At 72.5% G+C, this 22,225-nt stretch carries 21 protein-coding genes; 17 read left to right on the top strand and 4 right to left on the bottom strand.

Annotation, left to right across the window (positions count from 1 at the left end; translation table 11 throughout):
* Nucleotides 1-67: 67 nt before the first annotated feature.
* Nucleotides 68-310, top strand: a complete 243-nt coding sequence (locus tag ACF062_RS14675) for an RNA recognition motif domain-containing protein (RefSeq protein WP_392138179.1) — start codon at nt 68-70, stop codon at nt 308-310.
* Nucleotides 311-375: 65 nt separating this feature from the next.
* On the opposite strand, the gene ACF062_RS14670 is transcribed toward ACF062_RS14675, so the two are convergent.
* A complete protein-coding gene (locus tag ACF062_RS14670; protein ID WP_392138177.1) occupies nt 376-546 on the bottom strand; it encodes a hypothetical protein in 171 nt (56 codons plus the stop codon).
* Between the two features lie 505 nt (nt 547-1,051).
* On the opposite strand from ACF062_RS14670, the gene ACF062_RS14665 reads away from it, so the two are divergent.
* The 5 genes from ACF062_RS14665 (at nt 1,052) to ACF062_RS14645 (ending at nt 5,170) form a co-directional block, all read left to right on the top strand.
* The gene (locus tag ACF062_RS14665) at nt 1,052-1,363 is read left to right on the top strand and encodes a hypothetical protein (RefSeq protein ID WP_392138176.1); all 312 of its coding nucleotides are present in this window, start codon (nt 1,052-1,054) and stop codon (nt 1,361-1,363) included.
* Between the two features lie 232 nt (nt 1,364-1,595).
* Nucleotides 1,596-2,975: a hypothetical protein gene (locus ACF062_RS14660; RefSeq protein WP_392138175.1), complete on the top strand. Its 1,380-nt coding sequence runs from the start codon at nt 1,596-1,598 to the stop codon at nt 2,973-2,975.
* A 92-nt stretch (nt 2,976-3,067) separates the two neighbouring features.
* Nucleotides 3,068-4,027, top strand: coding sequence for a phytanoyl-CoA dioxygenase family protein (locus tag ACF062_RS14655; RefSeq protein WP_392138173.1), 960 nt, complete (start codon nt 3,068-3,070; stop codon nt 4,025-4,027).
* An 85-nt stretch (nt 4,028-4,112) separates the two neighbouring features.
* Complete coding sequence (locus ACF062_RS14650) at nt 4,113-4,355, top strand: phosphopantetheine-binding protein (RefSeq protein WP_223776503.1); 243 nt, start codon at nt 4,113-4,115, stop codon at nt 4,353-4,355.
* Nucleotides 4,241-5,170 carry a thioesterase II family protein gene (locus ACF062_RS14645; RefSeq protein WP_392138867.1) on the top strand — a complete coding sequence of 310 codons (930 nt, stop codon included), beginning with the start codon at nt 4,241-4,243 and terminating at the stop codon, nt 5,168-5,170. Before ACF062_RS14650 ends, ACF062_RS14645 begins: the two co-directional genes overlap by 115 nt.
* On the opposite strand, the gene ACF062_RS14640 is transcribed toward ACF062_RS14645, so the two are convergent.
* Nucleotides 5,103-6,347 carry an MFS transporter gene (locus tag ACF062_RS14640; protein WP_392138171.1) on the bottom strand — a complete coding sequence of 415 codons (1,245 nt, stop codon included), beginning with the start codon at nt 6,345-6,347 and terminating at the stop codon, nt 5,103-5,105. The two genes, ACF062_RS14645 and ACF062_RS14640, sit on opposite strands and share 68 nt — an antisense overlap.
* Before the next feature lie 17 nt (nt 6,348-6,364).
* Nucleotides 6,365-7,555 carry an acetyl-CoA carboxylase biotin carboxylase subunit family protein gene (locus ACF062_RS14635; protein WP_392138169.1) on the bottom strand — a complete coding sequence of 397 codons (1,191 nt, stop codon included), beginning with the start codon at nt 7,553-7,555 and terminating at the stop codon, nt 6,365-6,367.
* A 257-nt stretch (nt 7,556-7,812) separates the two neighbouring features.
* Here ACF062_RS14635 and ACF062_RS14630 point away from each other — a divergent pair, with 257 nt between their 5' ends.
* Together ACF062_RS14630 and ACF062_RS14625 are read left to right on the top strand one after the other, a co-directional pair.
* Nucleotides 7,813-8,619, top strand: a complete 807-nt coding sequence (locus ACF062_RS14630) for a hypothetical protein (RefSeq protein WP_392138167.1) — start codon at nt 7,813-7,815, stop codon at nt 8,617-8,619.
* Between the two features lie 82 nt (nt 8,620-8,701).
* Nucleotides 8,702-10,315 carry an amino acid adenylation domain-containing protein gene (locus ACF062_RS14625; protein WP_392138165.1) on the top strand — a complete coding sequence of 538 codons (1,614 nt, stop codon included), beginning with the start codon at nt 8,702-8,704 and terminating at the stop codon, nt 10,313-10,315.
* Between the two features lie 4 nt (nt 10,316-10,319).
* Here ACF062_RS14625 and ACF062_RS14620 read toward each other — a convergent pair whose 3' ends face one another.
* On the bottom strand, nt 10,320-11,540 hold the full coding sequence (locus ACF062_RS14620) for a hypothetical protein (protein ID WP_392138164.1): 1,221 nt from the start codon (nt 11,538-11,540) through the stop codon (nt 10,320-10,322).
* A gap of 314 nt (nt 11,541-11,854) precedes the next feature.
* On the opposite strand from ACF062_RS14620, the gene ACF062_RS14615 reads away from it, so the two are divergent.
* The 9 genes from ACF062_RS14615 to ACF062_RS14575 are packed head-to-tail and all read left to right on the top strand — an operon-like array spanning nt 11,855 to nt 22,192.
* Nucleotides 11,855-14,350, top strand: coding sequence for a PEP/pyruvate-binding domain-containing protein (locus ACF062_RS14615; RefSeq protein WP_392138162.1), 2,496 nt, complete (start codon nt 11,855-11,857; stop codon nt 14,348-14,350).
* Nucleotides 14,343-15,557: a hypothetical protein gene (locus tag ACF062_RS14610; protein ID WP_392138160.1), complete on the top strand. Its 1,215-nt coding sequence runs from the start codon at nt 14,343-14,345 to the stop codon at nt 15,555-15,557. Before ACF062_RS14615 ends, ACF062_RS14610 begins: the two co-directional genes overlap by 8 nt.
* Entirely contained in the window at nt 15,551-16,348 is a 798-nt protein-coding gene (locus tag ACF062_RS14605) for an HAD hydrolase-like protein (protein WP_392138158.1), read from the top strand. Before ACF062_RS14610 ends, ACF062_RS14605 begins: the two co-directional genes overlap by 7 nt.
* Nucleotides 16,345-17,976: an alkaline phosphatase family protein gene (locus ACF062_RS14600; RefSeq protein ID WP_392138156.1), complete on the top strand. Its 1,632-nt coding sequence runs from the start codon at nt 16,345-16,347 to the stop codon at nt 17,974-17,976. The genes ACF062_RS14605 and ACF062_RS14600 overlap by 4 nt, the downstream gene beginning before the upstream one ends.
* Entirely contained in the window at nt 17,973-19,019 is a 1,047-nt protein-coding gene (locus tag ACF062_RS14595) for a hypothetical protein (protein WP_392138154.1), read from the top strand. Before ACF062_RS14600 ends, ACF062_RS14595 begins: the two co-directional genes overlap by 4 nt.
* Nucleotides 19,016-19,591, top strand: coding sequence for a hypothetical protein (locus ACF062_RS14590; RefSeq protein WP_392138153.1), 576 nt, complete (start codon nt 19,016-19,018; stop codon nt 19,589-19,591). The genes ACF062_RS14595 and ACF062_RS14590 overlap by 4 nt, the downstream gene beginning before the upstream one ends.
* Complete coding sequence (locus ACF062_RS14585) at nt 19,588-20,136, top strand: deoxycytidine triphosphate deaminase (RefSeq protein ID WP_392138151.1); 549 nt, start codon at nt 19,588-19,590, stop codon at nt 20,134-20,136. The genes ACF062_RS14590 and ACF062_RS14585 overlap by 4 nt, the downstream gene beginning before the upstream one ends.
* Nucleotide 20,137: 1 nt before the next feature.
* On the top strand, nt 20,138-21,097 hold the full coding sequence (locus ACF062_RS14580; protein ID WP_223776516.1) for a fatty acid desaturase family protein: 960 nt from the start codon (nt 20,138-20,140) through the stop codon (nt 21,095-21,097).
* A gap of 30 nt (nt 21,098-21,127) precedes the next feature.
* Nucleotides 21,128-22,192 carry a DUF6001 family protein gene (locus ACF062_RS14575; protein ID WP_392138149.1) on the top strand — a complete coding sequence of 355 codons (1,065 nt, stop codon included), beginning with the start codon at nt 21,128-21,130 and terminating at the stop codon, nt 22,190-22,192.
* The last annotated feature ends 33 nt before the right edge of the window (nt 22,193-22,225 follow it).

Genomic DNA, 22,225 nt, shown 5'->3' with positions numbered 1-22,225 from the left:
TCAGTCTGGCTGGGATGTGTGGCCGTTGAGCCCCTCCTGGGTGTCCATCGATTGAGGGAGAGAGACCATGGACGTGAAACTGCGGGTAGACAACCTGGCGCAGGAGACAACGGATATTTCCCTGCAGAAGATTTTCGGACAATACGGTCAGGTTCTGCACAGCCTCGTCATGCTTGACCGCGACACTGGCCAGTCCCGGGGCTTCGGGTTTGTCACCATGACTGATCAGCGGGAAGCCGATCGAGCGATCGAAGGTTTGGACGGCACAGAGCTGGACGGCCAGCAGATCACGGTCAAATTGACGCGGTGAGGCCCCCGCCTTAACTGCCCGGACCGATGCGCGCGATTCCCGGTCACACGACCCACCGGACAGCCCTAGAGGCCGCCCACCGTCGCGAGGTGACGCCGTACGGCGTCGGCGGGCTCACCGTAGAAGTCGACGCGCGGGGCGGCTTGGAGGATCTCCGCGCAGGCGACGAGCTGACCGAGGCGACTGGCCGGGGAGTCAAGAACGTCGGCCAACTCCTTCCCGACGCGGTGAGCCACGTCCGGAACATGAAGCGAGTGCAGGTAGAGACAGGTGGCGTCGTAGCCCGTGTTGACGGGCTGGGCGCGACTCTCAGGTCAGATGCCGGCCGGACAGATCCGTGACGGGCTGACCGGTGAGGGATTGGGCGATCTGCAGGGGGGGGCGCCGTCGAGGTGACGGAGCAGGGTTTCGACGGGGACGGGTTCGGCTCGGGCGGGAACTCCCAGCTCGGTCGCCAGGTTCGCAATCCCCGCGTGAAGTGCTCCACGAGGGGTCAGGAGCTCGTGCTTCACGGCGAGCTTCAGGAGTTCCGTCACCGTGGGTGCCTCACGCCCGTAGGCGAGCAGGATCATTCTCAGCGATGCCAGGCCGCACGCCCGGTTGGACCATTCGAGCCTGTCTCCGAGTGCCCACCCGCCGTGCTGATCCCATTCGGCGGGGTCGATGAGCCAGGGCCCTGGGCACTCCCGACTCACCCTTCCGTCCACCGCGGAGAATGAAGAGCGCGTAAGGAACCGCCTCGTGCGGGCGTGGGCCTGTTTCAACGCGGCGGTGTGGCTCGACCCCGGGGGCTGGGAGAGCCGGGTTGCCCTCGCGCTGGCTCAAGGCCGTGTCCTGGCGCTCGCCCACCTGGTCTGGGGCGAAGACGCCGCCCAGATGCTCGAACTGGACCAGGGATACACGGGTTCCTGTGCCGCCCTGGGGCGCACGCTGCTGGGCTTTGCGGTGGATCACACCGTGAACCACGGGCGGTTGACCGGGAAGCGGCTGGTCAGGGCCTTCGGCACGGGCGAACCGAACTGCTTCGGCCGCTGGCCCCTGGAGCTCGGGTGAGGTCGAAGGACGCGCGACGCGTCAAATGGACCGTGTATTTGTGTGTCTGTCGTGGATTCATGCGTCTCGCTCAGTGAGACCTGCGGCCAATCCCTTGCGGCCACATTGCGGCAGCATTAAGCTGCGACCTTATTGATCGCTGATATTGGTGCGTTATTGCTGTTTCGGGAATCTTCGCGTTTGTTCTGTTGGCTGATCGATAGGTATTCGGGCGCGCGCCGGGGGTATGTTCGTGCAAAATTCCGGAGAAGAATCCGCGGGCGGCGAAGGTCCTGCCGCCGGTATATCCCTGCTGCTCCTCGGGTGGAGTCCCGAGCAGGCGCCGATCGGGCTTGCCGGGCTCGGGGCGCTTGTCACGTGTGTGGCCAGTTCGGCCGAGGCGCCGGCGGCGCGGGCCTCGGGGGTGTTGGCGCGGCTGGTCGTCGTGCCCGACCCCGCCGATGTGGAAGGCGTGGTGTCCGGTCTGGCGCGGGCGGGGCTCGCGCCCGGTGACTTCTCCCTGGTCTGCTCCGCCCATGAATTCACGCTCGTCGCCGCCTCCGTCGTGGCGGTGCTCGGTGGCGCCGCCTCCCTGCCCGTGCCGGTGGCCGTCGCCCTGCGGGACAAGTACGTGCAGAAGGCGCGGCTGCGCGACGCCGGCGTGACGGTCGCGGACTTCGCCACCGCCGACACGCCGCTCGCCGTGACCGATGTCGCCGACCGGCTCGGCGGCTACCCCGTCGTCGTCAAACCGATCGCTGGCGCCGGTGCGCTGCACACCGCCCGCCTCGACTCCGCGGCCGAGGCCGAGAAGTGGGCGGACGGCGCCGAGGTGCTGCCCTGGCTCGTCGAGCGGTACGTCAGCGGCGCCGAGGTGCACATCGACGGCTTCGTCCGCGCGGGCGAGGTCGGCTTCCTGAGCGTCGCGCGCTATCTGACCAACCTCATCGAACTGCACGACGGCGAGGCCCTGGTCGGCTCCGTGGCGGTCCGGCCCGGCGAGGAGCCCGGTCTGTACGCGCGCGCCGGGGACCTGGTCCGCACCTCGCTGCGCGCCCTCGGCCACGCCGACGGCGTCTTCCACCTGGAAGCCTTCGAACAGGAGGACGGCTCGCTGGTCTTCGGGGAGTGCGGCGGCCGGGTCGGCGGTGGACGCGTTGACCACATGGTGGAGCGGACGTTCGGCGTCGACCTCCACCAGCAGTGGGTGACCTCCGTGCTCCAGGTGCCCGCCGACACCGTGCCGCAGACCTCGGAGACCGGTTCCTACGGCTGGGTGCACCTGTCGGCGCCCCCCGGCCGCGTCCTCTTCGTACCCGGGCGCGAGGAAGTCCTCGGCCGCGAGGGCGTGGTCGAGGTGGAGCTGCGGGCCAAGGCCGGGGACGTGGTGTCCGCGCGGCGCCCCGACTCCCGTACGCGCGCCGCCCGTGCCCTGGTGACCGGCCGCGACGTCGGTGAGGTACGGGACCGGATCGCCGCGCTGGAGAAGTGGTTCCGCGGCCGTGTCGAAGTGGAGCGTGACGGTGACGGGGATTCCGTGGAGGGCGTCGCCTCAGTCGTCTCCTCGGGCGCCTCGGTCAGCACAGTCAGTTCAGTCAGCACAGTCAGTTCAGCCGGCTCGGTCGGCTCTTAGGGACGTTCTCGCGTTTGTTGTTTTCAGTCCGTGTCGTGCCTGCCGCGATTTCCCTTCGTACGCCATCGGTGGAGAAAGGCGAGGTTCAAGCCATGTACCAGGACGGACGGGCCGTGCCCGAGGAACGTCAGGCGGAATTCTTCCGCCTTTTCGGTTTTCTTCCGCTTCCGGGATTCTTCGACGCCGGGGAAATGGCGACGATCGACGCCGAATACGCGTTGGGCCTGGAATCGGCGCAGCAGGTGTACGCGAAGGGAGCCTTCGGTGTCCGGCTCCAGCTGACCTGGTCGAACATGCGGCCCGAGACGCCGTTCCTCGCCGACGCGCTGGAGTACGACAAGCTCCTGGCCGCCGCCGAGCGGCTGCTCGGGCCCGGTGCCGTGGGCGCCACGACCAACGGCAACGTCTACTCCGGCAACCAGACGGAGTGGCACGCGGACAAGGCCGTGCCCCACTTCCGCTCCGTCAAGTTCGTCACCTACCTGGATCCGGTCGCCGAGGACAGCGGCGCGCTGCGCGTGCTGCCCGGCTCGCACCGCAGCCCCTGGCACGAGGAGCTCCAGCCCATCGGGGCGAAAGCCAACCTCAACACCGCGGGCAACCCCGACGACGAGGTCGCCGCCGGGGCCCGCTTCCCGGTCGCTGACGTGCCCGCGTACATCTGCGACTCACGGCCCGGTGACGTCTTCGCGTTCGACCTGCGGACCTGGCACGCCTCGTGGAACGGGTTCCCGAACCGGCGCATGGTCAGCTTCACCTACTTCGACACGCCCCGCGACGACGTCGAGCGCGAGGCGCTCCGCAAGGTGGCCAAGCTGGTCGGCCAGGAGGGCATGTACCGCGAACTGCGGCGCCAGCGGGACTGGATGGACGAGGGCGTGAAGCCGAGCCGGATCCCGCAGCGCGAACGGCAGTACTCGGCACAGTGGCTCGCGAACGAGGAGGGCAGCGCCACCCGCGCGCGGTGGATCGACGAGCTCCGCGACTGGGGGATGATCGCCGGTCCCGCGCCCGCCAAAGCCGCTCCCGCCGCCACCACCGCGCCCTCCTGAGGCTCGCCCGCCCCACCCCCACCGACCGACCGGCCCGGCTCCCCACGCACGGCGCCCGGATCGCACACAGAGAAAGAAGGCACTCATGGACATGGTCACCGAACTCAAGAAGGCCCTCTCCGAAGCCGCCGAGGTCCCCGTCGAGTCCCTCAAGGACGACGTCGCGCTCGCCGAGCAGGGCATCTCCTCCTTCCAGGTGGTCACCGCGTACGTCTGGCTCGAGCGGGAGCTGGACATCTCCTTCCAGGGCGACCAGCTGCCGGACGCCTCCACCGCCACCATCGAGGAGGTCGCCAAGTCCATCGAGGCGATCCGTACGAGCCGCTGAGCCGGGCGACGCACGGAGCGGCGCCGGACGCCGTACGGCTGTTCTGCTTCCCGCACGCCGGGGGCTCCGCCTCCTTCTTCGCGCCGTGGCGGGAACCGCTGCTGCCGGACATCGACGTCTGCCCGGTGCTGCTGCCGGGCCGGGAGTCCCGGAGCGCGGAGCCCCCGCCCACCGAAGCGCGCCACGTCATCGAGGAGTTGGCGGGAGAGCTCGCCCGCCGTGAGGATCTCGCGGAACGGCCGTACGCCTTCTTCGGGCACAGCCTCGGCGCGGCGATCGCCTACGACGTGGCGTGCGCGCTGGAGGCGGCGGGCCGGCCGGGGCCCGGGGTGCTGATCGTCTCCGGGCGCCGTTCCCCCTACGCCCCGCGCCGCGTCGTACGCAGCCACACGCTGGACGACGACGCGTTCGTGGCGTCGCTGGTGCGGCTCGGCGGGGTGCCGGCGGAGTTCCTGGGCCGCAGGGAGACGTACAAGTTCTTTCTGCCGCTGCTGCGCGCCGACTTCGCGCTGGACGAGAGCTACCGGCCGGGGTTCGCGCCGCCCGGTGTCCGCTGCCCCGTGCTCGCGGTCACCGGCGCGGACGACCCGCTCGCCGCCCCGGGGGATCTCGCCGGGTGGCGTGAGACGACCCGCGGGGAGTTCTCCTCGCGGTCCTTTCCCGGCGGCCACTTCTACCTGCGCGCGGCCGCCGACGAGCCGCACACCGCCGCCCCGGACGGCCTCCTCGCCACGATCCGCGCCGTGCTCAGCCCGACGCCACCTCCCGCCGCCCGGCCAGATGGCGGGCGGCCAGCCGCGCCGCAGGACCCGTGAGCAGTCCGGTCGCCGCGAGGACCAGGCCGAGCACCCACCAGCCGCCCGGCGCGAGGTCCAGGCAGAGCCACGTCAGCAGGCCCGGGGTGACCGCCTGCGACGCGGACACCCCGAGGGAGAAGACACCCTGGTACTCGCCGTGGGCGTGTTCGGGCGCCAAGTGGTACGAGAGCTCGAACGACGCGGCGGCGTGCCACAGTTCGCCCAGGGTGAGCAGCGCCGTCAGGCCGAGCAGCGCCGCCGCCGCGGCCCACGGCGCGAGGTCCCCCGTGGCGGAGAACCCCACGCAGGCGGCGAGGAACGTGAATCCGGCGAGCCGCATGGTCCGGGTGCCCGCGCGGACGTCGACGACGCGCTGCCCGACGCGCACCTGGAGGAGCACCACGAGGAGGGTGTTGAGCAGCAGGGTGGCCGCGACCATGGCGCGCGGCGCGTTCGTCCGCTCCACCACCCACAGCGGCATCGCCACCATCAGTACGCCGTACTGGAGGGTCATCAGGCCGTTGAGGGCGGTGACGCCGAGGAAGGGGCGGTTGCGCAGCACCGACAGTTTCGACGCGCCCGGCGGCGCGGGCAGCGGGGGGTAGGCGGGCAGCCCGCGCACCAGCAGCGCGGCCACGAAGAACGTCGCGGTGTCGGCGATGATCACCGCCAGGTACGCCTCACGGGTGTCCACCTGCACGGCCACGCCCGCCAGGGCCGCGCCCAGGGCGATGGCGAGGTTCGCGGCGGCCCGTGAGTACGCGCGGAGCCTGAGCCGGTCCTCGCCGCCCGCCCGCGCCATCAGCACCCCGCGCAGGGCCCGTCCGCCCTGCATGCCGATGGCGGTGACCGTGGCCGCCACCGCGAGCAGCGGCACCGACCTGACCACCGTCAGGGAGAGGGTGGCGAGGCCCTCGCAGATCAGCAGGGCCGCCGTCAGGCCCCGGGGCCCGAAGCGGTCCGCGAGCTTGCCGACGACCATGCCGGACGGCAGGGCGATCAGTCCGGCGACCGACAGGGCGAGGCCGACCTGCGCGGCGGGCAGGCCCAGGCTGCGGGTCAGATAGAGCAGTCCGGCGGTGAGGTAGAGGCCGGAGCCGAAGGAGTCGACGGCGATGAAGCCGACCAGGATGCGCTGCGGCCGGGTCGGCGGCAGCGCGAAGTAAGCCTTCCACGAAGCGAACCTGCTCGGCACGGTGTGTCCCTTCGGTGTCAGACCGGTGCGTGCAGGCTCTCCATGCGGGCCTCGATCTCGGCGCGGCCCGCGCCCTCCACGACGAAGCTCAGCCCCGCGTCCACCGACGACGACGCGGTGTCGGACCGGCGCGTGCCCTTGGCGAGGGCCACCCACGCGGGGGGCGCCGCCGCGTCGTACTCCAGCGGGGCCGCGGTCTCCAGGAGCCAGCCGGACTGCGGTCCGACACGCTCCAGGTACGTCGTGCCGCGCAGCAGCCCGGCGCTGAGCAGACAGGCCGCCCACGCCTGGTCGACGCCGTACGTGTGGCGCATGGACTCCTTGACCAGGGCGCCGCCGCCCCGGCAGGCGATCTCACCGGCGAGGAAGCGGCCGTCCGGGGTGCGGTACAGCTCCAGGTGCAGGATGTTGGGCCGGTGCGCCGCGCCGACCCGGGCGGTCAGCTCCTCGGCGTAGCGGCGCAGGAAGCGGTGGTCGGGGGAGTCGGCGTCGACCATGACGGAGCCGACGTTGTGCCGCGCGAACAGGTGCGGCGGGTGGAGGTAGCGCGAGGGCGACACGAGGATCGGGGCGCCGTCCCTGACCAGGATGTCCACGTGGTAGACGTCGCCCTCGACGAAGCGTTCGAGGATCAGCTGGGAGCGGTGCAGTTCGGTGAGCAGCTCGGGCCGCTCGGCGAGGCGTTCCACCGCCTCCGCGGGCGTGTCCAGGACCAGCACGCTCACCGAGCCCGAGCCGTCGCGCGGCTTCAGGACGACCGGCCCCCACTCCTCGCAGGCCGCCAGGACGTCCTCGCCGCTGCTCGGCGCGCGGTACTCCACGGCCGGCACCTCGGCGCCGTCGACGTGGATGCCGGCGAAGAGCTTCTTCATCAGCACCTTGTCGCGGTAGAGCACGGCCGCCGACGACGTGGTGCCCTCGATGCCGAAGAGCGTGCGGGCCTCGGCGGCCCTGAGCACGTCGGCCTCGGCATTGGAGAAGATCACGTCCGGCTTCCACTCGGCGCACACCTCGTGGATGCGGCGGGTGGTCGCGGGCGCGTGGTAGTCGTCGAGTACTTCGCGCCGCACACCGCGCGCCACGGAATCGTCGGGCCGTGCCGTACCGGCCCCGGTGATCATGCGGACCTCGACGTCGGGCGCGGCTTCCTGGAGCCAGGACTCGAACGGCGCGACGGAACTGGGCTGTTGCAGGACTAGGACGCGCATCTGGCAAATCCCCCGGCGAAGAACGATGGGCCGCTCGACGCGTGACCAACTGCCTCATATGCGCCGAAATACTCGGTCGGTAGACCGCGTGGGTCAGAGCGAGACTGAATGATCTTGCGGTTCTCGTCAATACCCCGAGGCCCAACGCCTCACCATGTGAGACGAATTGGGGAAGTGAATCAGGCAGTGCGGACGGCGGGCGGGGCCTTGAATGGGAAGCATTGATCTCGCTCTTTCCGCGTGCCATTCTCCTGTCCGTGATGATTCAGGCCGCCTGCGCGGCTGCGCTGCTCTGCCTGATCGAGGGGAGCGAGGCCACGGCCCTGCTCTCCCGGCGGCGGCCGCGGCCGTGGGGGCCGGTCTGTGCCGCGCTGGCCTCGGCCCTCGGCGTCCTCGCCGTGCTCGTCGGGCTGGTCTCCGTGTCCGCCGCGCTGCCACCGCGGGCCGTGCGGCTGGTGGCGGCGACGGCCGTCCTGCTGATCGGCCTCCAGTGGCTGGTCCGTGCGGTGCTGCGGCTGCTCGGCCCGCCGCGCCCGGATGACCGTACGGCGTTCGCGGTCGTCCTCGCCGCGGCCGTCGAGGCCGTCCTCGCGTGCGTCGCGCTGGCGGCCTCGGTGGACGCCTCCGTGCCGCTCTGGGCGGCGTGCGGGGTGGTGTTCGTCGCCCTCGCGGCGCTGGGCGGCCTTGCCGCGCGCCGTGCGCTGCCCGGTCCGCCGCAGCGCGTCCCCAAGGCCGTGCTCGCCCTCGCGCTGACCGCCACCGGGGCGGGCGTCGCGGGCCCGGTCGGCTGGTGGGCGACCGCCGCGGCGGCCACCGTCGTCACGCTCGCCGTGCTCTTCCTGCGGGGGCTGCCCTCCGCACATGAAGCCCCCGAAGCGGCCAAGGACGTCTCGGGCGTACGAGGGTTCCTGCTCGGTGACACCGCCGTCACCTGGCCCGCCGCCGCCGGTTTCACGGCACTCGCGGTCGTCGTGGCCGCGCCGTGGCGTCCGGTGCTGCTCGCGCTGCTGGTGGCCGCGGTGCTGCTCGCGGCGACCGGCAGGCGGACCCCGGGGCGGCCCTGACCTCCGGCACGGGAAGACGAGAACCCCCCGCTCACCGGCGCGGAACGTGCGCGTTCGCCGCCCGCAGGAAAGGAAACGCGTCATGCCGCCAGGCCCCGCCGCACCACCCACGGAGACCGCCGCGCCCCGCGATGTGGTCCACGCCGTTCGCGCGTACGCCGCCGAAGAGCCGGACCGGCCCGCGGTCAAGGACGCCGGAACCTCGCTCTCGTACGCCCAACTGCTCGCCCGCGTCGAGACGTCGGCGGGCCACCTCGTCCGCGCGGGCGTCACGCCCGGTGACCGCGTGGGCATCCACCTGCCCAACTCCGCTGATTACATCGTCGCCATCCTCGCCTGCATGACGGTGGGCGCGGTCTTCGTGCCCATCCCGTACGGCGACCCCGAGGAGCGCATCCGGGGGATCGCCGGGGACTGCGATGTCACCCTCACCGTCGTCCCCACCGGGCACGCGGTGCCGGAGGCCGCGCGGCGGACGCTACGGCCGGTCGGTGCGGGGGAGTTGATGATCACCGAGGACACCGAGGACACCGAGGACACCAAGGACACCGAGGGCGCCGAGGACACCGAGCACGTCGAGAACGCCGGGGGCGTCGGGAACACCGAGGGCTACGGGGACGATCGTGACGGCGAGGACATCGTGTACCTCGTCTACACCTCCGGCACCACCGGCAGGCCCAAGGGCGTCATGGTGCGCCGCGCCGGGCTGCGCAACTTCGTCGCGAACACGGTGGAGGTCTTCGAACTGACGCGGGACACAAGGGGGTTGTGCGTCTCGCCGTTCCACTTCGACGGCGCGTTCGGCAGCATCTTCTCCGTCCTCTCCGTCGGCGGCTCGCTCGTCGTGGCCGGGCACGGGCCGCTGCTGCCCGGCGACTTCTTCCGGCTCCTGCTGAGCGAGGGCATCACGCACACGTCGTTCTCCCCGAGCCTGCTGCGCCTGCTGACCTCGGGCCGCGACCTGCCGAGGCTCGCGGAGTCGCGGCTGCGCACCGTCGGTCTCGGCGGGGAGGACTGCACGCCGCAGCAGATAGCCAAGCTGCTCGAACACCGCCCGGGGCTGAGGGTGTTCAACCGGTACGGGCCCACCGAGACGACCGTCGTGGTCGCCACGCACCTGATCACCCGCGAGTGGTGCGCATCCGGCCGCAAGATCCCGCTCGGCGCCCCGGACCGCGGCGTCGGCTTCCACCTCGTGGACGCCGAGGGAAACCTCGTCACCGAGCCGGACACCCCCGGCGAGCTGTGCGTCAGCGGCGTACAGGTCATGGCCGGGTACTGGGGAGCCCCCGAGGTGACCCGGCAGGTGCTCCGCGACGACCTGGTGCCCGGCACCACCGTCTACCGCACCGGCGACCTGGTGCGGCGCACGCCGGACGGGCTCTACGTCTACCTCGACCGCGCCGACAACGTGGTGAAGCGCAACGGCAACCGCATCTCCATGACCGAGGTCACCGCCGCACTGCTCGACGTGCCCGGCGTCGAGGACGCGGTGGCCCTCGTCGACCGGCCGGACGGCCGCACGCTGATCCACGCCTTCGTCGTGGCACCCGGCCTGGACGCAGCGCCCGTACGCAAGGAACTGCTGCTGCGGGTGCCCGCCTACATGAGCCCGGACTCGCTCCACGTCGTCGCCGAGCTGCCTCGGCTCAGCGGCGGCAAGCCGGACGCCCGCCGCCTGCGCGCACTCCTGTGAGGCGTCACTCCGTCTCCAGGACGAACTCGTCCATCAGGCGGTCGATGAGCGCGGGCACCTCGGCCCGGTCCTCCGCCGCGAGGAAGACGCGGACCGCCGCCGTGCCCCGCCGGAAGTCGCCCACCACGTCGCCGGCCGAGACGAACGACTCGGCCTCGACGACCCGCGGCAGCGCCGTGAAGTCCGACGCGGCGCTGACCGCGGTGACCTTGCCGGAGCGCAGCGGCAGGTCGACGAGGACGACGGTGCGCGGGTCGGTGACGGGGGCGACGCGCGGCGCGCGGCCCGCGGAGGTGTCGGTGAAGGCCTGCCACAGGTCGACGCCGTGCTGGAGCCGCACGAGGTCGGTCACGCCGTCGCCGCCGGGCCGGCAGGCGATCTCACCGATCAGCAACTGGTCCCCGCTGCCGATGACTTCGAGGTGCGTGACGCCCGAGTCGAGGCCCAGTGCCTCGGCGGCGCGGCGGTGCAGTTCCTGGATCCGGCCGTACTCGGGGGCGTCCGGGGAGAGCGCGATCGAACCGGCGACCGCGCCGAACTGCTCCTGGAGCGGCGGGACGAGGTAGTGCGAGACACCGGAGAAGAGGACCTTGCCCTCGTGGAGGACGCCGTCGCAGTGGTACTCGGTGCCGATCTCGATGAACCGCTCGACGATCAGCGGGAAGCCGGCCGACCGCAGGCCCGCCGCCTCCTCGGCGTCGGCGAGGGCGAGCGCCTGCTCGGGCGAGCCGACCACGAAGGTGTTCTGGCTGCCGCCGCCGAAGACCGGCTTGACGACGACGGGCCCGCCGCCCAGCTCCGCCTGGGCGCGCGGCAGTTCGGCGATCGTGGGCACCGAGACCCAGTCGGTCACGGGCAGCCCGGCCGCGCGCAGCGCCCGCTTCATCGCGTGCTTGTTGCTGAACCGCATCGCGGTGTCGAAACCGATGCCCGGCACCCCGAACCAGGTGCGGACCAGGCCGGCCACCGGGACGCTCCGCTCGGCCGGTCCGATGACGCAGTCGATGCCCCGCTTCTCGTACACCGTGCGCGCGGCCTCACGTACCTGGTCGAAATGGTAAAGAGTGTCCACTAGGTGTACATCGGCAATTCCTTCGTAACGGTGGGCGAACATCGGCATGGTAATGACCGAGACGGTGGCGAATTCGGAGAGCCGGGCCAACTCCCGAGGGGGGTAGATCTTCGCCGCGTTGATCAGAACGGCGTGCGGGCGGGCGTCGGTCATTGTTTCCCCCTGTGGAAATGAGACGGGCCTTCGGCCCTTGCAAGTGCGCCAGGCGGCGGGATCCGCATCGTTGATCGTGGCCGCCGCCAGCGCAAGACGCGGCCGCGAAGTCTCGGCATACGAGACGCCGCCGGAGTTATGGCCAAACCTTTACAGCTCACCGACTTGTGTCCCGGCTAAGCGCCTTGCGGGTCGACCTTTCACCGTGTCACTTTGTGAGACGCCGTGCACAAGGGGTTGATCTTCGTTCATCAGACTGACATATTCACCTCGCGGCATGGATATGCGCTGGACGAATGGGGCGGGGAGTTCGGATGATCCTGACGGGCAGCGAGATCGCGCGCGAACATGCCGCGGGCAGAATCACCATTAGTCCTTTTGAACCCTCGCAGGTGAACCCGAACAGCTATAACTTCCGGCTCGGCAAGCAGCTGCGCGTGTACACCCGGATGCCGCTCGATCCCCGGTCCCCCAATGAGTACGAGGAACTGGAGATCCCGGACGAGGGCTACGTCCTGGAGCCCGGCCGCCTCTACCTCGCGCACACCGAGGAGGTCCTGGGCGGCCGCTGCTACGCGCCGACGTTCGCCGCCCGCTCCTCCGTCGCCCGGCTCGGCCTGTTCATCAACCTCTCCGCGAGCCTCGGCGACATCGGCTACGAGGGCCAGTGGACGCTCCAGCTCTACTCGATGAACCGGGTCCGTGTGTACCACGGCATGAACATCGGCCAGATGATGTGGTGGCGCCCGCAGGGAGACGTCCAGTTGTACGACGGCAAGTACCAGGGCTCGGTCGGGCCGCGCGCCAGCGACATCCACCGGGACTTCGAGAAGAAGCTGGCCCGCCACCGCCTGCCCGGCCTGGAGATGACCCCGGACCCCACCCAGGTCGGCGCGAAGTTCGCGTCCCTGGCGACGGCCTCCGCGTCCTACCCGGTGCCGACCGCCTTCGCGATCCCCGCCCCCGAACTGGCCGCGGCGATCGACGCCGACTCCCGCGCCCGGCTCGGCGAGCTCTTCAGCGAACTGCGGGCCACCGTCGGCGCGTTCTTCACCGAGTCCATGGACCGCATCGGCGAGATCGTCGCGCACACGCACCTGCCGCAGGAGACCGAGCGCCTGATCACCGAGCGGCTCAAGGACCTGTTCGGGGACAGCCTGGCGGGCCGTACGTTCGCCGTACGCTCCTCGGGCCTCGACGAGGACACCGCCGAAGGCAGCCTGGCCGGCGTCCACCAGAGCCTCCTCGGCGTCGAGGGCGTGGCGGGGGTCATCGCCGCCGTCGAGGAGTGCCGGCGCTCCTACTACGCGCCGCCCGCCGTCGCCGCCCGCCTGCGCGCCGGGGACTTCGACCCGCTGCCCCGCTTCGCCGTCTTCGTCCAGGAGATGGTCGACCCGCGCCTGGCCGGCGTGGCCTTCACCGGCCTGGACGGTGACGAGCGGGACGTCACCGTCGAGTATGTCGAGGGCCTGGCCGAGGAGTTGGTGTCCGGCACCGTCGAACCGCTGCGCGCCTCCAGCGACCCCCGCGTCCTCGCCGGGCTGCCCGACGAGCACCGCGACGCGCTGACCGACGTCGTCCGCCTCACCCGCGCGCTGCGCGCCGAGCGCGGCCACGACGTGGACGTGGAATGGGCCGTCGACGCCTCGGGCGTACGCGTCCTCCAAGTGCGTCCGGTCACCGCCCGGCGCACCGTCGCCGCCACCACGCCCGCCGGTGAACTGTGGACGGCCCGCCTGTACTTCGACGAACTCCCCGCCGGGGCACGGCTGCACGACGTGGAGGAGGTCTACGCCGGCTACACCGCCAAGCGCGGCCCGGCCCACCGCCTCGCCGCCGCCCACGGGGTGCCGGTCGGCGCGGGCTGGGTGGTCGGCTTCTCGCCCCGGGCGCTGCGCGGCCCCGAGGTCGCCGCGCGCCTGGCCGCGACGCTCGCCGAGGGGAACAGCGCCGAGTGCGTCCTGGACTTCGGCGACACGCTGCGCCAGATCGTCGTCCCCAAGGACCAGGTGGTGGCCAGGCTCCTGGACGTCACCGGCGGCGGCTCCGCCGGGAGCGGCGAACACACCGTGCTCATACGGGACTTCGTCCGCGGTCAGCTCGGTGTCATCTCCCGGTCGGCTGGCGACGGACTGGTCGTCGAGTACACGCCGGACGGGCTGCTCGCACTCAACCGTGGCACCGCCGGCGCCCAGGCGGTCGTCGTCGACGCGGACGGCGCGGTCACCGCCCCCGACGACGCCGAGCCGGTGGTGCGCCACCTCGACACCGTGCGGCGGCTGACCACCGCAATGCAGGAGAAGTACGGTGACGTCACCCTGGAGTGGGTGCTCGACGACGGCGCCCTGCTCTTCGTCGACTACTCCGTGCTCGGCAGCGACAGCGTCGTCGTGGGCGCCGCGGGCGCGTCCATCTCACCCGGCGGCGCGAGCGGCCCGCTGCTCACCCTCGACGACGACGAGATGCTCGCGCGCCTCTCGGTCGGCCCCGCGGTGAGCATCGACAAATCCCGTGACGTCTCCGAGTACGAGGGTCTTTCCCGCCTCATCGACAAGGTCTCGGCGCTGCCGGAACCGCCGGTGATCCGGGTCGCCCGCCCCTACGCCGTGCTGTCCGTGCTGCTCGACCGCGCCGCCGGGTTCGTCTTCGACCAGGGCTCCGCCCTGTGCCACCTCGCCATCCTGCTGCGCGAGGCTGGGGTGCCCGCCGTGGCGGCCGCGGGCCTCGCCGCGTTCCCCGACGGGGCGCAGGCCGTCATCGCCGACGGCTCCGTCACCGTCGCCTCGGTCGCAAGGAGCAAGCATGTCTGAGAACCCCACGGCCACCGGAGACGGCGAGGCGGCCTGGATCGCCGTCGGCGGCATCCACCTCCTCAACGGCACGGCCCCGCCGCGCGAGCGCGAGCCGGTCGCACTGGTGCGGGTCCCGGCCGTCGAGACCGTCCGCCCGAGCAACACCGTCGTCGTGCACTGGGACCGCGTCGGCCGGTGCGAGGCCTTCGCCCCCGCCACCGGACGCACGGCCCGGCTCACCGGCGCCGCGCTCTTTCCCGACGCCGTCGCCTGCCCCGACCTGGCCGCGCTCGCGGCGGACAGTGCCTCCGCGCTCGTCCCGCTCGCGTACGTCAGCGGCTCGCCCGAGGCCGGCTACCACGTCTACACCCAGGTGCGCTTCCTCGCCGAGGACGCCTGCTTCGTCCGCGTCACCCCCGAGCCGGTCGGCGCGGGCCCCGTCGGCGCGCTCGGCTGGCTCGCCCCCGGGCTCGACGCCCACGCCGAGCACGCGCTGTTCCTCAACAACCACCAGCGCTACTACCGCAAGTGCTTCCCCGGCCAGGAGCTGGAGTACAAGTACACGCTCGCCCCCGCCCCGGACATCTGGGCGCTCACCGTGGAGCTGAACCGGCGCATCCAGGCGGGCGGCCTCCCCGGCTTCGTCCCCGAGTACCGCGACGAGTTCCAGGCCTGGGACTACGCCAACCACCTCTTCGAGGTGACAGGACCCGAGGCCGAACGCGGCTACGTGTCGTTCATCCCCACCACCGACGGCAAGCAGCTCATGAAGCGCAAGTGGTACGCCGAGGACTCCTTCTCCCGGCGGGAGGAGCACACGTACGGACTCACCGTCGAGCCCGCCGGGTACGGGCAGTACATCCGCTCCGAACTGGGCGTCGAGATGCGTCCGTTGCCGCCCTTCCGGCGCGTGCGCTACGACGTCAACTTCGAGTCCGTGCGCACCGGCCACGTCTACGGCATCTTCTTCGACCACTGCTCGCTCTACGGCGCCCGTGACGTGGTCCTCTCCCAGTGCGAGCTGGAGTACCTGCGCACCCGCAGCCCGCTGGAGCCCGACGAGGCCGCAGCCCTGGAGGAGATCGAGACGCTCGCCCAGTGGCTGGAGGGCTACCTGACCGAGCACGGCCTGCCCGCCGAGCGCTCCTTCTACTCCAAGCGCACCTTCCTCCAGGACGCGGTGGCCGCGCGGCCCGAGCTGGCCGGGCTGGCGGAACGATGCTGACGGGCGGGGCCCGCGGCGCGCTGATCGACCTCGACGGCACCGTCCACGCGCGCGGCGCGCTGCTGCCGGGCGCCGCCGGGGCCATCGACGAGCTGCGCGCGCAAGGCGTCCGGCTGCGCTTCTTGACCAACACCGACTCCAAGACGCCGGAGACCATCCGCGCCGAGCTGGCCGCACTCGGCCTGCGCGTGGCCGCCTCGGAGCTGTTCACCCCGGTCGCGGCGGCGGAGCTGCTGCTCGCCGCCGAGGACGCCGACCCCTTCCTCGTGGTCGGCGAGGAGGTCGGGCCCGTGCTCGCGAAGTTCGTGCGCGGCGGCCCGCCCACCCATGTCGTGGTGGGCGACTGCCGGGACGTCCTGGACTACCCGCTGCTCGACGCCGCCTTCCGCGCCCTGCGCGCCGGCGCCGGACTGATCGCGCTCCAGCGCGGCCGGTACTTCAAGCGGGCCGACGGCGACCACCTCGACACGGGCGCGGTCGTGGCGGCCCTGGAGTACGCGGCGGGCACCTCCGCGCGCCTGGTGGGCAAGCCGTCCACCGACTTCTTCGCGCTCGCGCTGCGCTCGGCCGGCTGCGAGGCGGCCCAGTGCGTCGTGGTCGGCGACGACGCCACCACCGACATCGCGGGCGGCCTCGCCATCGGCGCGCGCACCGTGCAGGTGCGCTCGGGCAAGTACGCCGACCAGCGCGCCGCCGGGGAGGGCCCGCGGGCCCACGACGTGATCGACGGCATCGCGGACCTGCCCGCGCTGCTGGCGGCCGCCGGACCGCTCCCGCAGGGGGCGAGTTGACCGTCTACTGGCTGGTCTGGGACGCCGCCGCGCACTGGATCGTGGACCGCCTGGACGCGGAGGGCGAACTGCCCCACGTACGGAGGCTGCGGAGCCGCGGCGTGTGGGCCGCGGCCCGGCCGCCCGCGCCCAACTGCCAGACACCGCCGTCGCTCGCCACCCTGTTCACCGGCGTCTGGCCGCGGGAGCACGGCGTCACCGGCTTCCGGGTGCCGAGCCCCACCGGCCCGGGCGCCTCCGTGTCCGGCTTCGCCCGCTCGGCGTGCCTGCGGCCCGCGGTGTGGGAGACGGCGGGCCGCGCCGGGCTGCGCACCGCGGCCGTGCACGCGCCGTGGATCGCGGACACCGTCACCGCCGGGGGCGAGCCGCCCGCCTGGCTGGACGGGGCGATCGAGGCCTTCAGCACCCGCCTGGCCCGGCACGGCACGTACGAGGTGGGCGCGGCACCGCTCACCTTCGCCGTGGCGCACCACACGCTCACGGCGGCCGCCGACGCCACCGGGATCCGGGTGCGCGGCGCCCACGACGAGACGTACGTCGAGGACGACTGGACGGCGCTGACCCTGGGCGACGGCGTCGGCATCTGGCTGCGGCAGGCCCGCGCGGGCGGGCGGCGGCTGCTGCTGCACACCGGTGCCTGGGTGCCGCGGACCGTCGGGCACGACCCGGTACTCCTCACGGAGCTGGGTGCGGCCCCGCTCTTCGCCGGGGAGGGGCTCGGTTCGTGCTATCGCAGCGGGATGTTCGGGCCGCGCCTCGTCGACGGTGGCGCCGGCACCGCCGAGGAGCTGTTCCTGTCGTCGGTGGACCGCGTCGGCCGGGGCTTCGAGGCCACCGTGGCCCGCGTCCTCGCGCACCACCGCAGCGACCTCGTGGTGATGTACCTGCCGTCCACCGACGACGTCGGGCACGAACTGCTCGGCTGGTGCGACGCGCGCAGTGACGCCCACCGCCCCGACGTGGCGCCCGAGATGTGGCGGCACATCGCCCGCTGCTACCGGCACGCCGACGCGGTGCTCGGCCGCGTCCTGGACCGGGCGGGGCCGGGGGACACCGTCGTCCTCGGCGCCGACCACGGCATGGCGGGCACGGCCTGGACACTCCACCCCGATCAGCTGCTGCTCGACGCGGGCCTGGCCGTCAGCGACGGCGCGGGCCGTGTCGACCCGGCCCGCTCGGCGGCCTACTACCACCCCGTGAACAACGGCTCGGTGTGGATCAACGGCAGCGCGGGGTACGGAGGCTCGGCCTCGCCGGACGAGATACGCGACCTCGCCCGGCGGGTGGAAGAGCTGTTCGCCCCGGTGCGCGCGCCGGGCACGGGACGGCACCTGGTCCACGAGGTACGGCCGTCGCCGGACGGCCGCGTCGTCGACCTGCTCCTGGACGCGGACTGCCTTCCCTCGGCCTCGCTCGACCGCGCGGGGCGGCCGGTGAGCCCCGCGGCCAAGCCAGGCGCCCACATCACCAACGCGGGCGACGACCGCCTGCACGCCGTGTTCGCGGCGGCGGGCCCGGGCCTCGCACGCGGCGAGGACCTGGGCGTGATCGACAACACCTGGCCGGCCGAGCTGGTTCTCGAGCACCTGACGGCCTCCCTTCCCGACCGGACTGCGAGACGCGTATGAACCTCCAACTCCAATTCATCGGCACCACCGTCGAGTTCCGGGTCGACGCCGCCGCGCGGCAGGCCTTCGAACCGGTCCGCCGGTTCTTCCGCCATCTGCTCACCGACGGCCCGCGCCGCGAGCCCACCTACCGGATATCCGTGCGCCCCCTGGAGTCCGTGCGCGAGGCGCCCGAGGGCGAGCCCGTGGTCGTACGGCGCAGCAGCGCCCCGGAGTTCACGTTCGACGCGCTGCTCTCGCGCCGCGGCGACCGGCTGGTCTACCGCAACGACAAGACCGTCCTGAACGTCCCCGTGGACGCGGCCGCCGACCGCGACTTCGAGATCGCGATCTGCGAGGCCTCCGCCATCCAGATCATCGACTTCGTCCGCGACCTGGTCATCAGGACCGAGGAGACGGCGGGCACCGTCGTCCTGCACGCCTCCGCCGTACGCCGCGACGGCGAGGTCTACGCCGTCGCGGGCCCCAAGGGCGCGGGCAAGACGACGACGCTGCTCTCGGTCCTCGAACACGGCGGCTGGGACTACTTCTCGGGCGACAAGCTGTTCTGCCGGCCCGACGGCGACGGCGGCATCACGGTCCACGCCTGGCGCGACTACCCCTACGTCGGCGTCGGCACCCTGCGCCGCCACCCGGAGCTCGCCCGCAAGGTCGAGGACGGCGCCGACCCGGCGCTCGGCGAGCGCGCCGACCGCCACAAGGTGCTCCTCGACCCGGACGCCTTCGAGTCGTGGATCGGGGCCGAGTTCGACCCGGCGCCGCACCGCCTCGCCGGCATCCTGCTGCCGCGCGTCGTGCCCGGCGAGCCGCTGCGGGTGAGCACGGTGACCGGGCCGGGGGCCCGCTGGTCCGCCCTCAACACCATCGTCGACCGCTCCGTCGACACCACGTTCTTCGGCTGGCAGCACTACCTCGTGCCGGACTACCGGGAGTTCTACGCGACCCTCTCCGCCCTGCGGCCGCTCCTGCCGGGACTGCACATGATCCGCCTCACCGGGACGCTCGACGTCGACCTGGACGCCGTGCTGAAGGACGCCTCGTGAGCGCGGCCGGCGCCGCCGGGGCGCTGCGCGTCGCCGTGATCGGGCTCTCCGGATCCGGGAAGTCCACCTGCGCGGGGATCGTCAGGGAGTGGGCCGCCGAACGCGGCCTCACCGTCACCCGCGTCCCCCTCGCGCGGCCCCTGTACGCCATGCAGGAACGGTTCTACGAGGCCGCGGGCGTCCCCCTGCGCGAGGGCGCCCAGGACCAGGTGCTCCTGGAGGCGATCGCCACCCAGCTGCGCCGCATCAACCCGCGCTCCCTCGTCGACGACTTCCTCGCCCGCGCCGACGCCGCCGCGCGGGACGGCGCCGACGTACTGATCAACGACGACCTGCGCGACCCGCACACCGACGCGCCCGCGCTGCGCGCCGAGGGCTTCCGCGTGGTGCGCGTCAGCTGTGACGAGGCGGTGCGGCAGGTCCGCCTGAAGCGGCGCGGCGACCTCTCGCGCGCCGACGGGTCCACCTCGGCCATCGACCGGATCGAACCGGACGCCGTCCTCGACAACAGCGCAGATGATCTGTCCGCCTACCGCGCCGCCGTGCGGGACCTGATGGGGAGTTGGCTGTGATCCTGACCGGAGCCGAGATAGCCCGCGCCGTCGCGGCGGGGGAGATCCACATCGACGACTTCAGTCCGGCCCGCCTGGAGCCCAACAGCTACGGGTTCCGCCTCGCGCCGGAGATCCTCTGCTACGAACAGGCCGAGCTCGACAGCTTCGAGCAGCCGAAGGCCACCCAGCTCACCATGGGCCCCGAGGGCCTCGTCCTGGAGCCGGGCCGCTTCTACCTCGGCGGCACCAAGGAGGCCATGGGCAGCCCGCACTACGCGGCGACCCTCTACGCCTGCCGTTCGGTGTCGACGCTCGGCATGTGGATCCAGTTCTCCGCGCCGCTCGGCCACAGCGGGGCGATCTTCCCCTGGACGCTGGAGATCAGCGTCGCCAACCCGCTGCGGGTCTATCCCGGCATGACCGTCGGCAAGCTGTCCTTCTGGTCCATGCAGGGCGAGCCCTACCAGTACGTCGGCAAGTACTCCGGGTCGACCTCGGCGGTCGCCTCCCGGCTCAGCGAGGACACGGCGCCCACCGGGCTCCCGGTCGGGACGGCTGCCTGACATGGCCGAGGCCGTGCGGGGCAGCCGCCTCCTCGACAAGGACCTGCTGCGGGAGCTGTCCCGGCGCCGGCCGCTGCGCGCCGCGCTCGCCGTCGCCCGGCAGTGGGCCGTGATGGCCGCGGCCGGGGCGGGCGCGGTGTGGTGGGGGCAGTGGTACGGCTACGTCATCGCCGTCGTGGTGATCGCCACCCGCCAGCACGCGCTCGCCGTCCTCATGCACGACGGGGCGCACCGCTCCCTGTTCGCGAACCGCAGGGTCAACGACCTGGTCAGCGATCTCCTGCTGGCCTTCCCGCTGTTCATCAGCACGAGCCTGTACCGGCGCCACCACCTCGACCACCACCGCTACCTGAACACCGAGCGCGACCCGGACCTCGACACCGAGGCGCTCGCGCACACCTCCAAGGACTGGGTGCGGCTGTTCGCCGGGGACGTCACGGGCGTCAACCTCCTCAAGACCGTCGACACGCTCGACCAGTTCTCCCTGCTGCCCGTGTTGCGCGGCGACCGGACGGTGACCCGCGCCATGGGGCGCGGCCGCCGCAACCTGTTCCTCGGCTACCTCCTCGTCCTCGCCGCCGTGCTGACCCTCACCGGGGGCTGGCTCACGTACCTGCTGCTGTGGGTCCTGCCCTCGCTGACGGCGCTCAGCATGATCCTGCGGCTGCGGGCCGCCGCCGAGCACGTCGGCTGCGACCCGGACGGCGGCGTGGGCGGCACCAGGACGGTCCTCGCGAACCCGGTGGAACGGCTCCTCTTCTCGCCCTGCCGCATCAACTACCACCTGGCGCACCACCTCTATCCGAGCGTGCCGTTCTACAACCTCGGCCTGCTGCACCGCCGGCTCATGGAGCACCGGGACGTCCGCGAGCGCGCCCACGTCTCCCGCTCCTATCTCTTCGGCAGGTCCGGCGTGCTGAGCCACATCGCGCAGGCCCGCCGGGACCGCGCCGCCGCCTGAGCCACGACCGCTTCCCACCACGAGGAACCCATGCCGAACCCGACACTTCCGCCCGGCGCCCCCGAGCGGCTCGCCGCCGCCCGGCTGCGCAACGTCGACACCTTCCTGGCCGGCCGCGGCCTCGACCGCGAGGGCCTCGACGCGCTGATGCGCGCGAAGACGGGGGAGGCGCGGCACCTGCTGCTCACCAGCTCGCCCGTGCACGGCATCGCCAACTCCACCAGCGACATCGACTTCATCCGCGTCGAGGACCACGCCGTCGAGGGCGCGCGGATGGCCACCCAGCTCTTCGAGCAGGGCCAGCACCTGGAGGCCGTCTCCTACGGCCCGGACGAGGTCGCCGACGCCCTCGCCGACCTGTCCGCCGCGGCCGCGCTCGACCCCGTCGGTGTCACCGAGGCCCACCGCGGCTGGGACAAGGGGCACGAGCTGCGCCGCAAGTACCTGGAGCGGCTCGTCAACGGCGTCGCCCTGGACGGCACGTCGCCCTACCTGGAGCACCTGCCGGCCCTCGCCCGCGTATGGAAGTGGTCCTCGCTGCACACCGCCGTCCGGCACGTCTTCCACCTGCGGCTCGCCGAGGCCGCGGGCGAGACGCGCGGCAGCGCCGGCTACGCCTTCGGGGCCCTGCTGCACCTGGCCGACGCCGCCCTGTCCCACGCGGGCGACGTCTACTCCAACCGCAAGTGGTACCTGCTGCGCTGGCAGCGGTTCCTGGACAGCGGCGCGGCCGACGGCACGCCCCTCGCGCAGCTCGCCGAACGCCTCACCGCGCTCGACCGGCTGCTCGGCGCCGCCCTGCGCGGCGAGGCGGCGGGGCCGCTGGCCCCCGAGTTCGGGGCGGTGCTCGAAGAGGTCTTCGCGATCGCGGGGGAGGGCCACGCGCCCGCCCTGCGCCTCGAACCCGCCGCCGACGTGACGCGGTTGCCGTTCCTGCCCGGCGCGGCCATGCTCGTCGGCCGCACCGCGCAGTTCCTCACCGGGGAGCTGCCCAAGGGCCCGGTCGCCGTCACCCGCGACACCGCGCCGCCCGGCGAGGCCGCCGACGTCCTGAGCGCCTCCCGTTCCGGCGCGCTGCGCCTGCTGCCCGCCTGAACCGCACCGCGGTTTCCCTCGCCGAACCGGCGG

Source organism: Streptomyces sp. NPDC015345 (assembly GCF_043078805.1).
Lineage (GTDB): Bacteria > Actinomycetota > Actinomycetes > Streptomycetales > Streptomycetaceae > Streptomyces.
This window is presented reverse-complemented; position numbering and strand designations above follow the sequence as displayed.